A 14,795-nucleotide genomic window follows, 5' to 3' on the forward strand; every position below is an offset into this window, starting at 1 on the left:
TTTAACTATTTAACATCAAAATGACGATTAAAGAAATTTGTAATTGTTTGATGCAAGTGCGTTTGCACTTGTTTACCACGTAGGCTGTGCTTAGAGCCTGGGTAGGTCATCATTTCAAACTGTTTTTCGTTATCTTGTAGTTGTTTAAATAATTTAGTTGAATGCGTAAACAATACGTTATCGTCAGCCATTCCATGGTAAATCATTAATGGGCCTTTTAAGCCATCTGCATATGGAAATACTGCGCTGTCTTCATAGCCTTTAGCATTTGTATCGGGGTGACCTAAATAACGCTCTGTGTAATGCGTATCATATAGAGCCCAATCGGTTACTGGAGCACCTGATACGCCGGCTTGAAAGTAATCGCCCGCTTTAAACATAGTCATAAGCGCCATGTAACCGCCGTAACTGTGGCCATAAACACCGATGCGTTGTGGGTCAACGTAATCCAGTGTACGTAAAAACTCTACGCCTTTAATTTGATCGGCAACTTCAACCACACCTAAATGTTTATAAATAGCATCTTCAAACTTTTTACCACGGTTGTACGAACCACGGTTATCCAGTTGAAAAATTACGTAACCTTGTTGCGCCATGTACTGAAAGTACAAGTTTTTACTGCGCCAGCTATTCGTTACTCGCTGAGCATGCGGGCCGCCGTATACGTTAACAATAACAGGGTGCTTTTTGCCATCAGCAATGGTGCTAGGCTTAAATAAACGGTAATGCATAACTTGGCCATCATCGGCTTTAATTGTGCCGTATTCTGGTTTTGCTAAGTCGCTTAAATAAGGAGTAAGCGGATGGTTACTATCAAGCTTATTTTCTTCAAGCCAGGTAATGAATTCGCCGTTTACTTTACGAAGTGCTGCTGAGTTTGGTTTATTATCAGACGAGCTATTATCGATAAAGGTTTTATTGTCTTTTGCTAGCACAACATTGTGGTACTGACCTTTTTCGGTAATACGTTTGGCATCGCCTTTTTTAAATAAAGGCGCGCTGTATAAATGGCTTTCAAGCGGTGTATCTTTTCGACCGGCAAAGTAAACAATGCCTTTTTTCTCATCAATACCTTTTAAGCTATCAACAGCCCAATCACCAGAGGTGATTTGACGTACAAGTTGACCGTTTGTGCGATACAGATATAAATGTTTAAAGCCGTCTCGCTCAGATGCCCATACAAAATGTTTTTTGTCTTTTAAAAACTCAAGATCAAAATGTAGGTTAATCCACGTTTTGCTATTTTCGGTCAGTGCTACTTTTTGGGCTTTAGTTTCGCTGTTATAAAAACGCAGTTCTAATTTATGTTGCGAGCGATTTTGCCATTGGTACGACAGTGTATTGCCGTCTTTTAGCCATTTAGCGCGCGCAATGTAAATGTCTTCATCTTTACCTAAATCAATCCAATCTACTTTTTGGTCGTTTAGCTTAACCACACCAAGTTGAATTTTAACGTTATCGGTACCTGTAAACGGGTAGCGCTGGTTAAATAATTTAACTTCGTCAGCGTAAATTTCGTTACGGATAGCTTCTTTTACAGGGGTTTCGTCAACGCGGGTATAGGCAATTTTAGTTTCATCACCTGACCACCAGTAACCTGTCATACGGCTCATTTCTTCTTGAGCAACAAATTCGGCCATGCCGTTTTTAATTACGCCGCCGCCATCTTTACTAAGCTGAATCTCTTTACCTGATTCAAGCTCTAAAGCATAAAGGTTTTGCTCTCGAATAAACGATACGTAGTTACCTTTAGGTGAAAAGCGTGCATCGGTTTCAAATGCTTCAGTGTCGGTTAGTTTTTTACTTTTAGCTGAGGCTAAATCGTAATAATAAAGGTCACCATTGAGTGGGAATAAAAGTGCTTTGCTATCTTTAGACCATTTGTATTCAAGTATGCCTTTACCAAAAATACGTTGGCGTTCGCGGCGTGCTTTTTCTTCATCTGATAGGTTTTCTGGGCCTGAAAATAACTTTGCCGAATCAACTAGCACACGGTTGGTGTTATCTTTTAGATTGTACTCCCATAAATCGTAGCGGTTGTAGTCATCGCTTTTGCCTTGTAGGTAAGTTACACGGCTGCCATCAGGCGAAAATTTAAGTTGTACAGGCGATTTACCAGAAAGGCTCGGATCGTCAAAAATACGCTCCAGCGATAAAGGTTTTGCTTGAACACTAATAGCGCCAACCATTAACGGTATAGCTAGTGAGAGGTGTTTTATTTTTTTTAGCACAAGGTTGCCTTAGCTTATTATAAATATTGCTTTGATGGTAAAGCCAAGCGTGTGCAACTGCAACTAAATGCTATAAAGTGGCGATTATCAAAGACAAAGTAGGACATAGCAATGACTCACCCTGAATTTAAACTAGCGCCAGAACTTAAACGCGACTGTATAGAACTTGCCGATTGGCCACTGTGTAAAGTGCTTTTACTGAACGACAGCTTGTATCCGTGGTTTGTATTAGTGCCTAGGCAGGCTAACTTAAAAGAGATAATTGATTTATCTGAGGATGATCAAATTGTTTATTTAAAAGAGTCAGCCAAGCTAAGTAAATTATTAATGGATGTATTTAAACCAGATAAATTAAACATAGCGGCTTTAGGGAATATGGTGCCGCAATTGCATATTCATCATATTGCGCGTTTTACGAGTGATGCTGCATGGCCTGCGCCAATTTGGGGTAAGCACCCAGCAGTGCCTTATACAGATCTACAAATCACAGAGCTAAAAAAAGCGCTGCAGTTATAAGCTGCAACGCTTTTTTAGGGTTTAACTAAGTTTAACTAAACTTATTTAAGCCCTAGTATTTCCTTACCTTGCTTAAATGTTACATCTACAGGGATATTAGCTTTGCTTAGTTTTTCTAAGTCTTTAGCAAGTTCTTCTTTAATGTCGCCATGCGTTGCAATTAGTTGATCTACTTTTTCGTAATCGCCATCACCTTGTAAGGTTAAAATTAAGCGAGAAAGCTTAGCCATTGCAATGCTCATTTTTTCCATATTAACGCGGTATAAGCCTTCTTCATTTTTAGAAAAAGCACCTGCTTGAGCAAAAAAGTTAAAGCGGATCATATTTGCTTTACCATGCGCGCTTGATGCGCCAAAACGAACTGAGCGGAATATACCTGCCATGAAGGTCGTGTAATAATCTTCAATAGTGCCTTCAGTAATTTCGCCTTTTTTAAGTAACTGTTCAATCATGTATAGACCTAAAATATCGGCTTTACCTTCTTCAAGGGCACTTGCGTGTTCTTGTAAGGATTGACGAACAGTACCTTTACCAGTAATTGTATTTTTAATACCTAAACCGTGAGCCACTTCATGGAACATCGTATTGGCAAAAAATGCATCAAAAGTAATGTGTTTACGCTGCTCTGGTACAATTAACTGCTCTGAAATTGGCACTAAAATTTTATCAAATTTAGCACGCATTGCGTTTTTAAGTTGCAGACGACGAGTTCCTTTTTCGAGCTGTACTTGCTCATCGTTTGGTAAGTTAATTGCAATTGTTTTACTACCCGCGTTTGAATGCCCAGCGTAGTAAACAACATCATATGCATTTAGGTCGGCGTCAGAGCCTGGTACTTCTTGTTTGTACTTAGCATCTACAGGTAAGCCTTTTTGAAGCTCAGGTAAAAATGCTGCAAATTTAGCTAAGCGTTCGCTCCATTTTAAATCTTTAATAAGTACGTAAGATTCATAAGCTGCGCGGTAACCAAATAATTGATCTTCATAAGTTTCAATTGGACCAATAACCACATCTACTGGGTTATTTTTCATATCCATCCAAGCAAAGTCAGATACTTGGAAGTCATCTTTTTGTAGAGCATCGGCACGCAAGTTTAGATAGTTAGCAAATTCTTTATCGTCAGCAAGTTTGCTTGCTTCACGTAAAATATCAGCGGCTTTTGCAAGCTCATCAGCGTATTCCTTTGAATAAGGTACGCTGTAAAGCTTACCTTGCTCATCACGCTTAATTACAGAATAAAGCCCTGTTTTGTCTTCAACGTCTGCATTGTTTAACTCTTCTTTGGTTATATCAGCAGGGTAAAACTGTGCGCCAAGAGGTTTTTCTTTATAGCTGGATAAAAATGCTTCATCACCATTTAAACGATCCCATGGACCATAGTTAATATCAGCAAATTTACGTACTTTTCCATCGTTTAGTTTTGCTAAAAAAGCATCTTTATTTTCACCAAATGCTTGCTTCCAAAATAACTCATCCATTATTTTTGAAGCGTCAATAAGCTTTGCAACCATTGCTCGTTGATTATCGCTTAAGTGCGATAAATCACTTTGTAAGCTAAAGTCGGTGTAAATATCTAAACGTTGTTTATCTACATTAATAAGCTTAGGGCCTGACTGTGCACTGCTTTTTTGAGCAAGCTCTACGGCTGTGTTGTCGGTAGAAGACGGCGCTTGTTCAGAACATGCGCTAAGAAAAACAACACCAGAGAGCATAATTGCTTGGCTAATTTTATTTAAGATCATTATATTGCCTGTTAAAAAGTAAGTTTAATAATTTGTACTGCTTTAGTTAAAATATTAAGTATGTACAAACGCTTCCTTATTGTGAGTGCATTAAAGCAAAACTAAATGGTAAATAGCAAGTATTTGGCGTTGTAAGGCAAGCATGAGCGGTAAAGCATTATAAATAAAAATAAACTTCTATAATTTTCTTAACTTTATCGGTAAGTTAGACAATACTAATTATATTACTAATACGAAAATTAACTGCCTGAGTTTGCAGTTACTTTACAGGCTGAACACAAAAGGATGGCAGCTTTATGTCTACAGAAAACGCTTTATTAACGATTCTAGTCGATAGAATAAATAACGATACGTTGGTTTTACCAACGCTACCTGAAGTAGCGATTAAGGTTCGCCAAGCTGCAGATAACCCAGATGTGAATTTAATCCAAATGTCAGATGTAATCTCACAAGATCCAGCGCTTTCAGCTCGTATGATAAAAGTAGCTAATAGTGCGATTATGGGACGTTCTGTAAAAGTATCTAATTTACAACAAGCAGTGACTCGTATTGGATTACGTCAAATTAAAAACATTGCTACAGCTATGGCTATGGAACAATTATTTGTATCAAATAATGAGCTAATTAAAGGCTACATGGGTAAGGCATGGCAAAAAACATTAACTGTTGCTAGCCATTCAATATCACTCATGGAATTTTATTTAAAAAATAGTAAGCACACGTCACTAAACCGCGATTCTATTACACTCGCCGCACTTGTTTATAATATTGGTGTATTACCAATTTTAACCGAAGCTGAGCGCCACCCAGAGGTATTTGCCAACCCAAGCTTTTTAGCGCACGCAATTCAAAAGCTGAGTGGAAAAATTGGCTCATCTATTATGCAAGCGTGGGAATTCCCTAAAGAGTTTGTTGATGTAGCTCAGAGCTGGGCTGACCCAAGTTACAAACCTGAAAAAGTAAGTTACGTGGATTTTATTCGAGTAGGGGCTATTTTAGAGGGCACGTTACAAGTTTCTGATAAGTCGACAGCGCTGCAAACGTATATAGACAAAGGCGTTATACCGTCTATGCAGCTATTCACAAGTGATGAGTACAACGACATGCTAAAAGATGTGAAAAATATGTTTAGCTAAAAGTGCCTTCCTACACAACCAAAAAGGGTTAACTTGCGTTAACCCTTTTTTAGTTTTATTTTTCGGTGGTATTTTCTGTCTTAGTTTTTTCGTATCGCTTTATTCCTGCTACCCATGTTTGCAGTACGTTTGTTTTGTATATCTCGTCAACAGGCACTTTAAAGTAGTCTTTATCAATTAAAATAAAGTCGGCCCATTTACCTTTTTCTAAACTACCCACCTTAAATTCTTGATGGGCTGAATAAGCGCCACCGAGAGTAAATGCACGTAATGCATCTTCGCGGCTTAGTACTTCACTTGCGCGCCAGCCGTTTTCAGGTAGTTTGTTATGATCCATGCGTGTAATGGCTGAATACAAACCATCAAATGGATTTGCAAGCTCTACAGGGTAATCAGAGCCTGCTGCAACCACCGATCCTTGCTTTAAAAATGTTTGCCAAGCATAGGCACCGCTTAATTGTTTTTCAGTTAAGCGTTGCTCTGCCATATGCATATCAGAAGTGGCATGTACTGGCTGCATTGAAGGGATTATTTTTAACGCTTTAAAGCGAGGGATATCCTCAGGCGTTACAATTTGTGCGTGCTCTATTCGGTTACGTAGTAATATACCGCCCGTTTTTTTAAACACATTTTGATAAGCATCAAGTACTACTTTATTTGCTTTATCGCCAATTGCGTGGGTATTTGCGCTAAAGCCGCTTTTAAAGCTTTGTGTAAAGAGCGCTTCGAGTTTTTCTTGTGTTTCAAGCATTAAACCATGGTGACCAGGTCTGTCTGCGTATTCTTCAATCAGAGCGGCTCCGCGAGAGCCAAGTGCGCCATCGGCGTAAACTTTAACACTGCGAATTTCCATAAAGTCATTTTTGTCGTGGTATCGGCCTGCCTTTAACATTGTGCCTAAATCAGGACTTGCACCACTTAGCATTGCCACAATACGTAATGGTAAATTACCAAGGTCGCCGCGCTCTTTGTAAACCTCCCATGTGGTTTTATCAATACCTGCATCGTGAGTAGAGGTAATGCCTAAACTTAATAAATGCTTACCTGCTGCATCAAGTGAGTCACTTATATCTTGTTTTGAGGGGGCTGGCATATGCTGGGTAATTAGCGATTCTGCTTTATCTACAAAAATACCTGTAGGATTACCAAATTCGTCTTTAATTATTTCACCGCCTTCAGGCGCTTTTGTTTTGGCTGTAATACCAGCAAGTTCGAGCGCTTTTGAATTAACCAAAATGGCGTGGCTGTCAACCCGCGAAAGAACCACAGGTCGATCGCTAACTATTTTGTCTAAATCTTTAGCTGTAGGAAAGCGTGTATCAGCCCAAAGCTCTTGGTTCCAACCTCGCCCTATAATCCAACCTTGTTTATTATCGGCAAATACTTTTAGTTTATTTGTTACTTCATCAACCGATTTTGCGCCGCGTACGTCAAGTTGCGATAAATTATCTCCTAGGCCAATAACGTGCCCATGAGCATCAATTAAGCCAGGTAATAAGGTATTACCGTGCGCGTCAATTAGCTTAGCATCTGGGTAGCTATCTTTAAGTGTTTCGCTACCTAGTTTTACTACCTTGCCATTTTTAATAACGAGGGTAGAAAACTGCTGTACTTCACCTTTGTATAAAGGGGTATAACCATTGGCGTTATAAATTACTTTTGTTTGTGCGAGAGTGTAACTAGAACTAGCGCAAAGGCTGGCTAGTATGAGTGGTTTGATTATTTTTTTGAGCGACATAAGGCATTATTTTTTATTGTTAGTGCGTTAACACTAGCAAACCCAACTTTATAATACCAATATGTGAGACAAATTATGATGAAGAAAAAAGCAGTAAAGCTAGAACATAAAATATCTAGCTTTTGAAAGGGTTTATTTACTAGCGTATAAACTGTATTCACTTAGCGTTAGCTTGCCGTCTTTGTCTTGATCGTAGCTTGAAAACCGAGACCACAAAGCGGGGTCTACAGCGGTTTCTGAACGTGTTAAAAAACCATCCTGGTTTCTATCAAGTTTTTCAAATTGCTCTGCAACATTGTTGCTTGCAGCAAAGCCTAATGTGCTAAAAATACTAAACGCAAAAAGCGCTATATAGCTTGTTTTTTTCATGAAAAATACTCAGTAGAGGTTATTGGTAAGGTAATTTTTAAATTCGATTAACGAAATTTGGTTATCTTGGTTTTTGTCCCATTTTACAAATGTGTTTAATAGTTGTGGTTGGGGATCAAGTTCGTCATGCGTTAAATAGCCACTTTTGTCGCTATCGAGGTGATCAAAGCGTTGCTTTACATCAAGTGCAGCGGCATCAAAGCTTAATAGCATTAAGATGCTTACAATAAGGGGAAGTATCTTCATGGTGTTCCTTCCAAAAGATGTATTTAAAGTTTGTGGCTAAAATAAAGTGAAAAGGAAAAAGCACTTGCCGTAATTTAACTCCCAACATTAAATCCTTTTACACACTCCCTCAGGGATTATGGCAAATGCTTTTAAGCTCAGTTTACCTGTAACAAGCTTAAGTAAACCTTAATCAGTAATTACTGATTAAGGTTTAAAGCTTTCAAATTCTTTTTTTGAGATTTTTTCATCACCGTCTTCATCTAAGTCGGCAAATTGTCTCATTACTTCCTTGTCTTCCTTTGCTTCTGCAATTGATATTTGTCCGTCCATGTCTTTATCTAAGTGGGCAAAACGCACATTTGTTGGCGATGCAATTACAGTGGCACTAATTGCTAAAAACATTAATGAAAAAGCGGCTATAAGTTGTTTCATAATCACGTTCCTTATTAAATGAGTTTATTGAATAAATTTTTTGAATTCATCTAGCGACAATTGCCCATCTTGATTAGTATCAATTTGAGAAAAATTCTCGTGTAACACAGCATCTTCACCTGCTTCGGCTTCACTTAATGTGCCGTTACTGTCTTTATCAAGTTCGTTAAAAGTCGCGTGAACGTCCATTGCGTGTGCATTAGCGCCTAAAAAGCCTAAAGCCAGTAATGATGAAATTACTAAAATGCGTTTGTTCATAATTATTTCCTTATTGATTAAAGTTAGTAACAGCATTACAAAAATGATGCCAATAATAATTGTTATTAATTTTCAAATGCTTAGCGTTTTAACTTGAGGGGAGTGAGAATTTTTTACTGGGTTTATTGTAATTTTTGTGCGCCTTTTGCAACATTATGCAGTGAGATTAAAGGTAGGGTTTAAAAAATCAATGGTTTACGTTGTCTCTATTTGGCGACACATTGTTTTATAGTGCTGGCTGTTAATCGTATTAAATATAATTGCTGGTTCAGCTAGTGTATAAGGTAAGCACTTAATAATAGAGCGCTTAACTTAAAAGGACTAAACGAAATGCCAGCAACCATAGCTAAAAAATACCAAGCAATGCTTAACTGGCGGCCTAATTTAATTGGGCAATTTGCAATGAGTATGCTGCTTTCGCTACTTCCGCTTTCTATAGTGGTGATCGTATTTTTAAATTCGCTTAATAAGCAATTAGCGGTTACTCAAAGTATTGTGAGTAACAACTACCAAGTTACTAAATCGTTTAACACTTTAAAGCAAGAACTCAACAGTCTTGAACGCGCCACTAGGCAAAACTGGGTATTAAAAAGTGAATCGCTAGATAAGCTTATTGTCGATAAATGGCAATCATCCATACAAAGCATTGATGAACTCAAATTTGTAAACACGAATAAAGAGTATATCAACCAATGGCAACGCTTATATACCACCTTACAAACCGCGCATGTAAAACTCGTTGAGCAAAAACAACAACAAGCTGAGCTATTTGTGCCAGTGAGCGATTTAATTGCTGAACTTACTTTATGGTTACGTGATAAAAACGAAGCGCAAATTACCAATAACCAAAATGAGCTGACAAGCTTGCAAGCCTCATTTATAAACTGGCTGGTGGCACTTATTCCACTTACTTTAATTGTAGGTGGTGGTTTTTTATGGCGCATAAGTGGGCGACTAAAAGGGTTAACCACGGTTATTGATAAGTTAGGACAGGGACATTGGCAGCAAAAAATATCAGTTAAAGGTTCAGCCGAGCTAGTTGAGCTAGGAGAGAAGCTTCAGTGGGTGCAAGAGCAACTACATATGCTTGAGCAGCAAAAAGATACTTTTTTACGCCATGTCACCCATGAGCTAAAAACGCCGTTAGCTTCAATGGTCGAAGGTACTGACTTACTAACTGATGAAATAGTAGGCCCAATTACAGGTGAGCAAAAAGCGGTACTTGAGCTTATTAGCCAATCTATGGTGCGCCTTCGTACAATGATTGACAGTTTATTGAGTTATAATGCGATTCGTACCAGTAAAGACAGTCTAAGCGAAGTTGAATTTAGCCTCCTTATTAATAAAATAAATAGCCATTTTGAGCATCGCTTAAGTGCGCGTGAGCAGGCTCTGCAATGGAAAAATGACTTACCAAATAAACCGCTTGCTTTACCTAGTGAGCTTATTGAGATGATTTTAATTCAGCTTATCTCAAATGGCTTAAAATTTTCAGAAGATAAGCAAAGCGTTACTATTAATTTAGCGCTTGAGCAAAATCAACTTTGTATCGCTGTGCTCGATAGAGGGTGCGGTATTAAAGAGCAAGAAAAAACTCAAATTTTCAGCGCATTTTATCAAGGTAAACACAGTAAAAATGTTACGCTGCAAGGCAGTGGGCTGGGCTTAACTATTGTAAAAGAGTCTGTTGAACAGCTAAGAGGTACACTTACTGTTGAACATAATGAGCCACATGGTTGCCGGTTTTCAATTAAAATTCCCATAACAAAAAATCTAGGAGTTAATTAACATGCGCTTGCGTTTAATCGCTATTTTATGTGTGCTCAGTAGCAGCATGGTTATATCTGGTTGTGAAATTAATAATGGGCAAGAAGAGCGTGTGTCAATTACACCAGCACCTGTGGTCGATACTAAAATAAAAAACGACAAAAACAGCAAACCAAGCCCAAAACCCAGACCAAAAATAGAACCTAGCTACCCTCCAGCAGAGCAAGTTATTGCATGGCACGCTAATCAGTGTGGCGGATTTAAATTGGTGCCAAAAAAAGATATTTTTACAGGCGAAAACGATCTTAAACGCTTTTTTAAATTTATGTGCTTAAACATAAATGATGATCCAAATACAGTAATGACTAAGTTGCTAAAACTCGATCTTGCTTACTTTTGGCCAGATGATATAAAGCAATATTTATGGCTTCAAAAGCAACAAGTGACTATGCAAATAAATGCTAAAAAAGAGCAACAAGCACTTAACAATAAAATGCAAGAAACCCTCTCATCGTTAGCAACAATTGAGCAGCAGCTTTTACTACGAGAAGAAACTAAGGAGCAGTAACTATGGCAGCAACTAAAGTGCAAGGTGCAAAAGTATTACTCGTTGACGACGACGCTAGCTTATTAAAACTGCTCGCTATTCGTATCGAATCAAAAGGGTACGAAGTAACGACCTGTGAAAGCGGCTTAACCGCACTACAAATACTTAAAAGCCAAGTGTTTGACGCCGTAATAACCGACTTGCGTATGGATGAAATGGATGGCATGGCGCTGCATCGTCAGTTGCAAAGCCGCTACCCTGCATTACCTGTCATTATGATGACAGCGCACGGCTCAATTCCTGATGCAGTAGAGGCAACTAAGCAGGGTATTTTTGCATTCATAACTAAACCAGTGGATAAAGATGAGCTATTTGACAGCCTTGCAAAAGCGATAGAAATTCATGGTGTTAACGCCGATGAAGCTGCACCTAAAAGTAATATAGTTACGCGCAGTGGTGCAATGCTGCACTTGTTAGAGCAAGTAAAACTACTTGGGCCAACGCAAGTTAATGTACTTATTTCGGGGGCTAGTGGTACTGGTAAAGAATTACTCGCACAGGCGATTCATCAGCATAGCCATGTAAGCGGTGGCCCTTTTGTTGCAATTAACTGCGGTGCTGTACCAGGGGAGCTTTTAGAGTCCGAATTATTTGGTCATAAAAAAGGCTCGTTTACGGGTGCAATTAAAGATCACCAAGGTTTGTTTCAACAAGCACAGGGTGGCACGTTATTTTTAGACGAAATTGGCGATATGCCGCTTAACTTACAGGTTAAGTTACTGCGCGTATTACAAGAAAAAACAATTCGCCCAGTAGGTTTTCAAGAAGAGATAGCAATTGATGTACGCATAGTGTCGGCAACACATAAAAATCTTCCTGAAGCTATTTTAAACCAGCAATTTAGAGAAGATTTATACTATCGCTTAAACGTAGTTAATTTAAAATTACCGCCACTGTGTGAGCGCCGCGAAGATATAAGCTTATTAGCACAGCACTTTAGTGCAAGCATTGCTAAGCGCATGAACCAAACTGAAAAACACTTTGCAAGCGATGCTATGCATGCGCTTGTACGTTACGACTGGCCAGGTAATATCCGCCAATTACAAAACGTAGTAGAGCAGGTTGTAGCATTAACGCCAAGCGATGTTATTTCAGAGCACTTGGTGTTAGCTGCGCTAAATAGTAACGAAACAAACGTAGAACCATTATCACTAAACGACGCTAAAAAAGAGTTTGAGCGCGACTATGTAATTAACACTTTAAAAATGGCAGGTGGTAACGTAGCTGAAGGCGCTAAGCTTGCCAAGCGCAATCGCTCAGATTTTTATAAGTTGATTAAAAAGCATAATATTGATGTTGATAATTTAGGTTAAGGAAAAGCATGCAGTTATTTATGGTGTATTTAGGTGGCCGGATTCAAGGTTGCCACATTGAAATGCACGATATTCGCTTTGTAGTAGGGGAGAATATAGAGCAAACCTACTCAAAGTTAAAAAGCCAATGGGTAGGCGACAGAAGTAGTGTTCACATGGATAGCTACATGGCAATTAATCATATTGATGGCTTTAAAGTAGAAGTTGTTGATAGCTATGTGGAGCAAAATAAACAACTCTATTTTGTAAATTTAGGCGCTTACAGAAGTGATTCCATGGCTGAGCAACATGACTTTGCGCTGTATGTTGCAAGCAGTAGCCATGAAGCTAAAGAGCGCGCTAAAAACGATTTGCTCGCAGGGCTTAGTCATATTCATAAAGATGATTTACATGATGTGGACGATTGCTTTGCCATTGATTTACTCGACAGCCAGCTAAACATTAAGCTCACGCCTAGTGGGCAAGCTCAAGCAATTAAACCAGATTGGTTTGGGTACCACGTACTTTAAATAAATAGAGCGCTCTAAAAAGATAAAGCAGGATTAAGAATCCTGCTCGTTTTGCTCATCTTTTTCGCTTTTAGCCGCCATTTTAAACGCCACAATAACCAACCCAAACATAGCAAATGGCAGTGCTGCCAACATGTATTCAACCACATTACTGTCTTGAAAATTTGCTTGTAATAAAAAGTGACCCGCCACACACATCAAAATAACCACTAATAAAATGGGTAGTAACATGAGTTCTTTTTTTGATGAATGGTTTTTCATTAATTATGAGGCTATAGCTAAAAATAATGCGCCATTGTAATGAGCTTACTTAAGCTTGGCAAATACCGCAGAATTTTTTAATTAATGATATGATTAGCGTCAAACAATTGGGCAAGTGTTATTGGGAATAAAGTGAAAAGTAACTTAAAACAAGTTTACCTCGTTGGCGGTGCAGTGCGCGACAAACTGCTAAATATAAAATCAAAAGATAACGACTATGTAGTGATTGGGGAAACACCAAAAACGATGGAATCGCTTGGTTTTGTGCCAATAGGTAGTGACTTTCCGGTTTACTTACACCCAAAAACAAAAGAAGAATATGCACTTGGGCGCACAGAGCGTAAAAGCGGCAAAGGCTATACTGGCTTTGTGGTTGATGCCAGCCCAACGGTAACGCTCGAAGAAGATTTAGCAAGACGCGATTTAACCATAAATTCAATGGCGCTTGATGAACGCGGTAATATTATTGACCCGTTTAATGGCCAAGCTGACTTACAAAATAAAACACTGCGCCACACCACTGAGGCATTTGTAGAAGACCCTGTTCGAGTGCTGCGTATTGCCCGTTTTTTAGCGCGTTATGGCAGCGATTGGCGTATTCACCCAAGTACGTATGCATTAATGCGCGAGCTTAAAAATAAAGGTGAGCTAAATCATTTAGTACCTGAGCGCGTGTGGCTTGAAACTGAAAAAGCACTGGGTGAAAAGTACCCTGAGCTTTATTTTGAAGCACTGCAAGGCTTAGGTATTTTTCCAGAACTTGAGCGCATGGTTAATGTACCGCAACCGGCAAACCATCATCCTGAAGGAGATGTATTTGTACATACTATGCTGGTACTTAGGCGTGCAGCCGATTTAAATTTTAATTTAGAAACACGTTTTGCTGCACTAACCCATGATTTTGGAAAAGCGCTTAGTTTTAAAAAATATGGAAACCTACGTGGGCACGAACGCGAAGGTGTTGCAGTTATTGAGGCGTTTTGTGAGCGCTTAAAAGTGCCTAACCGTTTTCGCGATATTGGCGTACTCACCAGTGATAATCACACCCTTTGCCACACGATTGATCAGTTAAGGCCGCAAACCATTCACAAGCTAATAGTGACTAACTTAAATGCGTTGGTGCACCCAGAACGTTTTATAGCGTTTACCCAAGCATGCCAATGCGATGCACAAGGGCGTGGTGAAACACTTGTTGATAAGCCATACCCGCAATCAGCTAAGCTGCGAGCAATTCATACTGAACTGCAAAAAATGGATAAGAAGCTGGTAGTGCAAAATGCACTTAAAAATGGCAAAAAAGGCCCTGAAATAGGCGAAGAAGTAAAACTTGCAGAAATAAACTGCATTAAAGCATTTTTAGAACATGAGAAGTCCCAAGCGTAATAAAATTAGACTAAGTAGTGCGATACGCCTTGGTTTTTGGTCGCGTCGTGCTTTCTTAGCTCTTTGTAGTTTGTACTTTTTGGTTTTACATTTTCAGGCTCAGGTTTTTTAGAGGGCCTGTATAAGTCAAAAATAAAGTCTAGTTCTTCACGCTCTAGTGATGGTTTCATGAGTATTCCTTCAATTTAATACTTTAATATGATGTAGGGTATGGTCATTCGACTGAATTAAAAGTGAATAGTTACATTTGAAGTTGTACTAAATTGTAACCGGCGGGTTTTAAGGGATGAGGGGAATTTGTTTGT

Annotated in this window: 16 protein-coding genes; 7 read left to right on the forward strand and 9 right to left on the reverse strand. The window is 38.9% G+C overall.

The annotated features are described in order from the left end of the window. Positions 1–5: 5 nt before the first annotated feature. Complete coding sequence (locus GQR53_RS07430) at positions 6–2,231, reverse strand: S9 family peptidase (protein ID WP_165743395.1); 2,226 nt, start codon at positions 2,229–2,231, stop codon at positions 6–8. Positions 2,232–2,342: 111 nt separating this feature from the next. Between GQR53_RS07430 and GQR53_RS07435 the strand changes: the two genes are divergently transcribed. Continuing rightward, positions 2,343–2,747, forward strand: a complete 405-nt coding sequence (locus GQR53_RS07435; RefSeq protein WP_165743397.1) for an HIT family protein — start codon at positions 2,343–2,345, stop codon at positions 2,745–2,747. Between the two features lie 41 nt (positions 2,748–2,788). Here GQR53_RS07435 and GQR53_RS07440 read toward each other — a convergent pair whose 3' ends face one another. Further along, positions 2,789–4,489 (reverse strand): Zn-dependent hydrolase, encoded by a 1,701-nt coding sequence (locus GQR53_RS07440; protein ID WP_165743399.1) that lies wholly within the window; start codon positions 4,487–4,489, stop codon positions 2,789–2,791. A gap of 296 nt (positions 4,490–4,785) precedes the next feature. On the opposite strand from GQR53_RS07440, the gene GQR53_RS07445 reads away from it, so the two are divergent. Continuing rightward, the gene (locus GQR53_RS07445; RefSeq protein ID WP_165743401.1) at positions 4,786–5,625 is read left to right on the forward strand and encodes an HDOD domain-containing protein; all 840 of its coding nucleotides are present in this window, start codon (positions 4,786–4,788) and stop codon (positions 5,623–5,625) included. A gap of 55 nt (positions 5,626–5,680) precedes the next feature. Here the strand turns inward: GQR53_RS07445 and GQR53_RS07450 are convergent, their stop codons facing one another. From GQR53_RS07450 to GQR53_RS07470, 5 genes are all read right to left on the reverse strand, one after another. Then, positions 5,681–7,363, reverse strand: a complete 1,683-nt coding sequence (locus GQR53_RS07450; RefSeq protein WP_165743403.1) for an amidohydrolase — start codon at positions 7,361–7,363, stop codon at positions 5,681–5,683. A 132-nt stretch (positions 7,364–7,495) separates the two neighbouring features. Further along, positions 7,496–7,732 carry a calcium-binding protein gene (locus GQR53_RS07455; RefSeq protein WP_002961647.1) on the reverse strand — a complete coding sequence of 79 codons (237 nt, stop codon included), beginning with the start codon at positions 7,730–7,732 and terminating at the stop codon, positions 7,496–7,498. A gap of 9 nt (positions 7,733–7,741) precedes the next feature. Continuing rightward, positions 7,742–7,978, reverse strand: coding sequence for a calcium dependent protein (locus GQR53_RS07460; protein ID WP_024604358.1), 237 nt, complete (start codon positions 7,976–7,978; stop codon positions 7,742–7,744). A gap of 186 nt (positions 7,979–8,164) precedes the next feature. Beyond that, a complete protein-coding gene (locus GQR53_RS07465) occupies positions 8,165–8,392 on the reverse strand; it encodes a hypothetical protein (protein WP_024604359.1) in 228 nt (75 codons plus the stop codon). Positions 8,393–8,416: 24 nt separating this feature from the next. Then, positions 8,417–8,650: an EF-hand domain-containing protein gene (locus GQR53_RS07470; RefSeq protein WP_002961641.1), complete on the reverse strand. Its 234-nt coding sequence runs from the start codon at positions 8,648–8,650 to the stop codon at positions 8,417–8,419. Positions 8,651–8,980: 330 nt separating this feature from the next. Here GQR53_RS07470 and GQR53_RS07475 point away from each other — a divergent pair, with 330 nt between their 5' ends. From GQR53_RS07475 to GQR53_RS07490, 4 genes are read left to right on the forward strand one after another with little or no spacing between them, the layout of a single operon-like run. Then, positions 8,981–10,438, forward strand: a complete 1,458-nt coding sequence (locus tag GQR53_RS07475) for a HAMP domain-containing sensor histidine kinase (RefSeq protein WP_024604360.1) — start codon at positions 8,981–8,983, stop codon at positions 10,436–10,438. A 1-nt stretch (position 10,439) separates the two neighbouring features. Beyond that, a complete protein-coding gene (locus tag GQR53_RS07480; protein WP_024598655.1) occupies positions 10,440–10,985 on the forward strand; it encodes a hypothetical protein in 546 nt (181 codons plus the stop codon). Positions 10,986–10,987: 2 nt separating this feature from the next. Further along, positions 10,988–12,337 carry a sigma 54-interacting transcriptional regulator gene (locus GQR53_RS07485; protein ID WP_024597600.1) on the forward strand — a complete coding sequence of 450 codons (1,350 nt, stop codon included), beginning with the start codon at positions 10,988–10,990 and terminating at the stop codon, positions 12,335–12,337. An 8-nt stretch (positions 12,338–12,345) separates the two neighbouring features. Further along, positions 12,346–12,846, forward strand: a complete 501-nt coding sequence (locus GQR53_RS07490) for a DUF1543 domain-containing protein (protein ID WP_024604361.1) — start codon at positions 12,346–12,348, stop codon at positions 12,844–12,846. A gap of 33 nt (positions 12,847–12,879) precedes the next feature. Here the strand turns inward: GQR53_RS07490 and GQR53_RS07495 are convergent, their stop codons facing one another. Then, positions 12,880–13,107 (reverse strand): hypothetical protein, encoded by a 228-nt coding sequence (locus GQR53_RS07495; RefSeq protein WP_007581571.1) that lies wholly within the window; start codon positions 13,105–13,107, stop codon positions 12,880–12,882. Between the two features lie 132 nt (positions 13,108–13,239). Here GQR53_RS07495 and GQR53_RS07500 point away from each other — a divergent pair, with 132 nt between their 5' ends. Continuing rightward, positions 13,240–14,490, forward strand: a complete 1,251-nt coding sequence (locus tag GQR53_RS07500; RefSeq protein WP_024604362.1) for a multifunctional CCA addition/repair protein — start codon at positions 13,240–13,242, stop codon at positions 14,488–14,490. A 5-nt stretch (positions 14,491–14,495) separates the two neighbouring features. Here GQR53_RS07500 and GQR53_RS07505 read toward each other — a convergent pair whose 3' ends face one another. Beyond that, positions 14,496–14,660 carry a hypothetical protein gene (locus tag GQR53_RS07505; protein WP_165743405.1) on the reverse strand — a complete coding sequence of 55 codons (165 nt, stop codon included), beginning with the start codon at positions 14,658–14,660 and terminating at the stop codon, positions 14,496–14,498. Positions 14,661–14,795 lie beyond the last annotated feature (135 nt).

The sequence above is a fragment of the Pseudoalteromonas sp. Z9A6 genome (assembly GCF_011378805.1).
Taxonomy (GTDB): Bacteria; Pseudomonadota; Gammaproteobacteria; order Enterobacterales; family Alteromonadaceae; genus Pseudoalteromonas; species Pseudoalteromonas distincta.